The 5,250-nt window shown below is 58.6% G+C and carries 4 protein-coding genes; 1 reads left to right on the top strand and 3 read right to left on the bottom strand.

Annotation, left to right across the window (positions count from 1 at the left end):
• Nucleotides 1-827, bottom strand: an 827-nt coding sequence (locus ACY69P_RS13740; protein WP_462327884.1) for a BCCT family transporter, incomplete at its 3' end; no start/stop codon positions are given.
• A 1,846-nt stretch (nt 828-2,673) separates the two neighbouring features.
• Here ACY69P_RS13740 and ACY69P_RS13735 point away from each other — a divergent pair.
• Nucleotides 2,674-3,381 (top strand): TetR/AcrR family transcriptional regulator, encoded by a 708-nt coding sequence (locus tag ACY69P_RS13735; RefSeq protein ID WP_459899102.1) that lies wholly within the window; start codon nt 2,674-2,676, stop codon nt 3,379-3,381.
• A 159-nt stretch (nt 3,382-3,540) separates the two neighbouring features.
• Here the strand turns inward: ACY69P_RS13735 and ACY69P_RS13730 are convergent, their stop codons facing one another.
• Nucleotides 3,541-4,170 (bottom strand): MBL fold metallo-hydrolase, encoded by a 630-nt coding sequence (locus ACY69P_RS13730; RefSeq protein WP_462327883.1) that lies wholly within the window; start codon nt 4,168-4,170, stop codon nt 3,541-3,543.
• 435 nt (nt 4,171-4,605) lie between these two features.
• Nucleotides 4,606-5,250, bottom strand: a 645-nt coding sequence (locus ACY69P_RS13725; RefSeq protein WP_462327882.1) for a methyl-accepting chemotaxis protein, incomplete at its 5' end; no start/stop codon positions are given.

Genomic DNA, 5,250 nt, shown 5'->3' with positions numbered 1-5,250 from the left:
ACCCACAGCAGAACGCCGATGGTCAGGTAGCTTCGCAGGTCGGAGGCGAACTTGATGCCCTTCTGCAGACCGCAGGCAACGCAGATGGCGTTGAAGACAATCCACGCGGCAATGATGGCGGCGTCCAGACCAAGGGTGTGCTCAATGCCAAAGAGGTACTGCATGCACTCGGTCACCAGCGGCGTGGCCAGACCAAGGCTGGTGCCCATGGCGAGGATGAGGCCGACAATGTACATATTGTCGATGACGGTACCGATGATGCCCTTGCAGTTCTTTTCGCCGATAAGGGGGGCGAGGGTACCACTGGGGCGGATGACGTTGATTTTCTTCACGAACAGGAAGTAGCCGAAGGCAACGGTGAAGAACCCGTACCCGGCCCAGGGCAGCGGACCCCAATGGAACAGGCTGTAGGCAAGGCCGTATTCCTGCGCCGTGACGGAGAAGGGTTCAAAGCCAAACGGCGGCGTAGCCACGTAGCAGTAGGCCTCGTAGGAACCCCAGAACAAAACGGCAGCGGACGTGGAGGACGCGAACAGCAGGAATACCCAGCTTGACGTGCTGAATTCAGGTTCCTCATCCGGGTCGCCCAGCTTGTTATGCTTCCAGGGGCCAAAGACCAGCCATGCCCAGCCAGCCAGCATAACAATCATGTACCACTCAAACGCCCAGCCCCAAGAGTGGGTGACGTAGTGGAACAGAGAGTTGATGACCTTGTTCGCCGCGTCGAGGTCGCGAACAGTCAAGTAGCACAGGATGCCGACTATGATCAGCGACGGAAAAAAGACTTTCGGATCAATCTTGATTGATTTCCCTTGTTCAGTACCCATCCGGTAGATCTCCAACTGCAATTGAAAAATGTTCCTGAAGCCAGCCCCACGGCCCCGCGGCATGTTTGCTGGTCATGTACGCATGCGCCCATGCCAAGCCATGACCCTCCGCGGATGGTGCTACCAGCTCCCCCTGACAGGCGAATGCCCCTGCCCCTAAAGGCCTTGCGTTCCAACCCGACATGAGCATTACACCGCATAAAACACGCGTTGCCGCACGGGGCTTTTTGTGATGCGCCCCTCACGCAGCAACAGCTGGCGACATCGGGAGGACAACGCGGCCTGCTTCCATCAGTTGGCGCTTTCGCGCCACCCTCCGTGGATACGGATGAATTTCGAACGGTCCGCTTCGGGCTCGCGCGCTTGCCACATGTGGCCTGCGCGCGTGTTCCACACGCCCTGTTGCGCCCTGTTCGCCATTCAACACATCCGGGGAAGTTCCATCCGGCACATGGCTGTGGCGGCGCTTTGCCGCCCGCGTTGTCAATCTGGAGGCGAAAACCGCACGAGTTCTGATCCAAGATCACCGCTACCAATGAAGCGTTGAGAGTGGTGCCCTACGATACGCTCGTGTTTTCAAATGGTTTGCTCCTCGCGGTGCGGTTGTCCATTTCCAGACAATCTCCCGTCGCCGCGCTCGTGAAAATTTGCATGATCGCGATCATTTTGCAATCACATTTTTTTTATAACCACGTTCATTAGCGGAGCTTTGTGCGTAAAAAGGTGAGAATCCGGTGGGTTATCTCAAATGTTTTTTTGGCAACTTTTCCGGCGCATTCTGTTTGAGGACATCCCGAATGATGAAACGTGGACGCAGAGACATGCTTCAAATACCTGAAATTACGTCTTTTTGCGTGAGATTGTCCGATTCGTGACAGAATACGTTTCAAAGACAATCACGGTAATTTACTAATCGCGATTATCACCCGATGCACAGGGCCCCACTTCCGAAGGACGGCCCTTTTGGCCAAAACGCCTCGTCCGCCTCGCATCCGTGCGGAATCATGACCGATGTGGACGCTAGCGACATGTACCACCACGACGCAAAACCGTCTTATAGATGACAGAATATCCTTCCGGAGCGTTCCCCAACGTTTCAAACGCGCCCAAAACGCCTTGCGCAGGACATACTGCGTACGCAGAAATTCCACTGCTGACAGGATACATGCGGCGCCCGCGGAGGAGCTTGCGCATTATTGCGCATAGGTTTTCATGATGACGGCAATGCGCTAGGATTGACTTTTCCAGCGAAACGGAATATCAAGTCGACTATATTTCAGCAGATTGTGATGACGGGCACCGTGTGGGCGAGAGAACACGGCAGCCCAGCCCCAAGAGCGCGAGCGCCCTACGATCGCGCCGCCTCCCCTGCTCCGCCAGTTCCACACACCATGCAGGGTACACTGGGCCATCACCACGCTGGCATCCTACATGTGGACCACCACTCCGTCTTCACGCACCCGGCATCACGCCCGGCAAAAGCGCAGCCCGCGTGCGACGTCGCCCCTGACAGACGTCGCGCGCTCCGTAGCGGCGCCCTCTTGCCCTGCGCGCTTGATGCCCCGGCACGGACAGGCGCGGCAGCCATATGATCGTGATCTTTTTTTGGTATGAAGCGCCAAAAGTGGTATACGTTCATAGCCTGCGGCGGGATGCAGACGAACCACACCGCGCCAGCGCGCGGATGCAGCGTACGCCATACACCTTTTTTTCCACACACCATGGGCGCAGCGCTCGCCGACCATGGAAAAGTATCGACCCCGGAACTGCGATGCTTCTCCGCTTGTCTCTGTCCTTCGAAGCGAACATGCACCAGACGCATCCGGTGCCAAACAAAAGGGAAAGCATGCGACAAACCAACGACAAGGCCAAGATCAAACAACAGCGCGTGATGAAATACTTCATCGACGCGGCGAACCACATCATCCAAGAGGAAGGCATAGAGGCCGTCACCATCCGCAAGGCCGCCGACATCGCAGGCTACGCCAGCGCCACGCTGTACAATTATTTCGAGAACCTGCCGCATCTGGTCTTCCTCGCGACCATGACCTACCTTGAGGAATACCACGAGGCCATCCCGCACTACGTCAACAAGTGCGAGGACTCCATTGAGCGGTACATGGCCATCTGTAAGTGCTTTACAGTGTATTCCCTTGCCAACCCCGAGATATACGAACTGCTGTTCTTCACCCACGGCAACGACAAGCTCGAAGAATACACCCGCCAGTACTACGAGCTGTTTCCCGAGCGCATCGTCAAGGACGCCCCCGCGCCCTTCAACAAAATATACGACATCAACAACCTCTACTCCCGCAGTTTCATCATGCTGAACGACTGTGTGGAGGACGGCTTCATCACCAAGGATATGGCCGAGGACTTCAACGATGTCGCCCTCATGGTCTCCAAGTACATCCTTGAAGACGTCAAAACCGGCGCTCTGGACAAGCGCGCCGGCACCGCCAAGACCATGAAGTACTACCGCCAGATCTTCCGCTGTTATGTGCTGCCCGAGCACCGCCACTTGGTGGAGAAAGCCGCCGACAAGTGGAGCTAGGGCAGCTGGCATCACAGCCCCACCGCTTCCGTGCGCTACGCACCGCCACACCCGCAAAAAACAAGGCGCGAATTCCGAAATGACTCCGGAATTCGCGCCTTGATGTATGACGTCTTGTGCCGCGCGCCAGCGGGCGGGCGGCGTATGGCTCAAAGGACCCTAGCGGCGACGTCCCCGGAAGAACGGGTTGTGCGCCTTCTCATCGCCGGCGGTGGTCAGCGGACCATGACCGGGATAGAGCACCGTGGCTTCCGCCATGGTGAAGATGTTGGACTCAATGGAGGTAAACAGCGCCTTGGCGTTGCCCCCCGTGTAGTCCGCGCGGCCAACGGAGCCGGCAAAGATGAGGTCGCCCACAAAGGCCACGCCGTCATCCTCGAAGTGGAAGGTCAAGCTCCCCGGAGTGTGGCCGGGCGTGGCCAGCACGTGGCACGGGCGGCCAAGGAACTCGTGCGTGCCCGTATGAAGCGGCTCGTACACGAACTTTTCCTTCAGGCGGGGGTAGCCGGACTCGCCAGCGTTGCGGAGTTCCTCCGCAACGAGGATGGAATCCTTGGGGCTGGCCAGAATCTTGGCCCCGGTTTCGGCGGCCAGCTTCGGCGCGCCGTAGAAGTGGTCAATGTGAATATGCGTAATGAGGATGTGCGTCAGCTCTAGCCCCTCTTCACGCAGGATGCTGGACAGGCGCGGGGAATTATCGCCGGGGTCGACCACCACAGCCTTGCCGTCCTCGGACAGCAGGTACCCATTCGTTTGGTATGGACCAAGAGGAAACTTCCGAATCTGCATTGCAACTCCCTTACACTCTGCACGGCGCCCGCGCGGTCCCTCTCCCGCACCGTGGTTTTCCAACCAGTAGCGGCAAAGGGCGCACAGCGCGCAACATGCTGATTTTCTTTCTATCTTACTCTTCGCTACAAACCAATACAGACGCGTCCAAACGTGGTTTCGCCGGGTGTGGAACGACCCCGCCGCGCTTCACGAAGCGACGCCTTGCGACCTTGTTCCCCGCGTCCATAAACGAAAAACTCCTGCATGCAAACCTTTCGCCCCTGCATTTCGGTGGACAGGGGCGGAGAAATTGCCCCCGCAGCGCGCTGGCGGCGCCAACGCCGCACCCCGCCTCTCCGTCGCCAAAAGAGCCGCCCGCCAATGGCGAATCAGGGCAGCAAAAGGCCCCCGCGACGCATCGCGGAGGCCTTGCCGTATCTTAGTCCACAGCGCCTAGCGGCTTGCCTGCGAATCGTCCTTCAACTCACGGATGAGGGACGCCAGCCCGGAGGACTGCTCTGCCATCTCGCGCAGGGCAAGGACGGTTTCCTCAACGCTTTGCGCGGTGTCGTTGGTTATCTGGTTAATTTCCTCGATGGAGCGGTTAATCTCGTCACTGGCGGCGGACTGCTGGCCCGCGGCGGTGGCAATGCCCTGAATCTGCCCAGAGGATGCCTCCACGCCCATCACGATCTTTTCCAGCACCTCGCCGGACTTGTTGGCAAAGGCCACTGCCCGCTCAAGGTCCTGCTCCGCCGTCTCCATGGACGCGATATTGCCGTGCGCCACCTTCTGAATGGACTCGATGGACGAACCAACTTCCTTGGTGGCGGTCATGGTCTTTTCGGCCAGCTTGCGAACCTCGTCCGCGACAACGGCAAACCCTCGGCCCGCTTCGCCAGCGCGCGCGGCCTCGATGGCGGCGTTGAGCGCAAGCAGGTTGGTCTGGTCCGCAATGTCTTCGATAACGTTCATGATATTGCCAATGCCCTTGGCCTGCGAATCCAAATCGTCCATGGCGCTGCGCAGACGCTCGGTCTGGCGCTTGGTGGTCGCCATGGCGTCGATGGACTTGCCAACCACGTCCTGCCCCTCGCG

The organism is Desulfobaculum sp. (genome assembly GCF_054921475.1).
The sequence above is the reverse complement of the archived record's forward strand: the minus strand, read 5'-3'. Positions and strand labels throughout refer to the sequence as shown.